Below are 1,214 nucleotides of genomic sequence, written 5' to 3'. Positions count from 1 at the left end.
CACCCGGCGCCGCCAGTGCTCCGCCGCCTCCTCCGGCCCCAGGGACGGGGCCGTCCCGGCGGGCCGGACGGGCGGTGCGGCGGCCGCGTCGGGGCCGTCCGCGTACAGCCGCATCAACTCCCGCCCCACCAGGTGGATACTGCGCGCGTCGATCAGGGCCAGGTCCACCGTCAGCAGGACCGTGTCCCGCCCGTCCTCGCCGCGCCCCACGCGTACGTCCAGGTGTCCGTCGCCCAACGGGAAGGGCTGCCGCAGCAGTTCCGCGCGCAGCTCCGGGGTGAGCGGCACCTCCGGTATGTCCGGCGCGGCCACCGGCGCGTTCCGGGAGGGCATCCGCAGCCCGTGTCCGGCGTCGACCCGGGCCCGCAGCACGGGGTGCCGCTCCAGCAGCCGGGTCACCGCCTCCCGCAGCCGTCCGGCGTTCAGGCCGTCGACCTCGTAGCCGAGCACCATCCGGCAGCCGCCCGCGTCCTCGTCGCCCAGCGCGCGGGCCACCAGGTACGCCTCCTGAAGGTCGTCGAGCGGGCGCTCGCCCTCCTGCTCCACCGTGTCCTCCGCCTCCGCTCCTCGGCCCCCCGGCCCGTCCGGGTCCGCCGCCCCCGCCAGGGCGCGCAGCCGCGCCCCGTACGCCTCGAACAGGTCCCGGGCACCCGGCCCGGGGAAGGCCCGCTCGACGACGTCCCAGCGGTAGTGCAGGGCGCCGTCCGCCTCCCACACCTGGTGGTCCAGCGCCACCCCGGAGGTGCGGCCGACCGCGTAGCGCTCGGGGAACCCGCGCGGCGGGCGCCCGTCGTCGAGCATGCCGGTGAACACCACCGGCAGGTCCGGCACGCCGCCGCGGCGGCGGCGCAGCGCGACGACACCGGGCACCGTCGCGTGGTCGAGGTCCTCCGCCAGCTGCCGCTGCACCGCGACGGGATCCGTGTCGGCCACCGGGAACACCAGCGTCGAGGTGAACACGCCGACGGTGTCCCCGGCGCCCCGCGTCCGCGCCCGGTCGCTGGTGGTCAGCACGAGACTGAACGGGAGCCGGGCCCCGGCGTCCGTGAGAACGGCCGCGAACTCGCCCAGCAGCAGCGCGGTCGGTGTCACACCCCGCCGCGCCGCCACCTCGCGCAGCGCGGCCCAGCCGGACGCGCCGAGCGTCCCGGACAGCGGCAGCCGGTCCGGGCCGCCCCCCACGTCCCCGTCCCGCCGGGCGGGCGGGTCCACGA

Annotated in this window: 1 pseudogene; it reads right to left on the bottom strand. The window is 78.3% G+C overall.

From position 1 onward, the window contains the following. Nucleotides 1-1,214, bottom strand: a pseudogene (locus tag G3I53_RS33075) (hypothetical protein); the annotation flags it as partial.

This window comes from Streptomyces sp. SID14436, from assembly GCF_010548465.1.
GTDB lineage: Bacteria > Actinomycetota > Actinomycetes > Streptomycetales > Streptomycetaceae > Streptomyces.
Note: the sequence above shows the minus strand (reverse complement) of the source record. Positions and strands in the feature narration are given on the sequence as shown.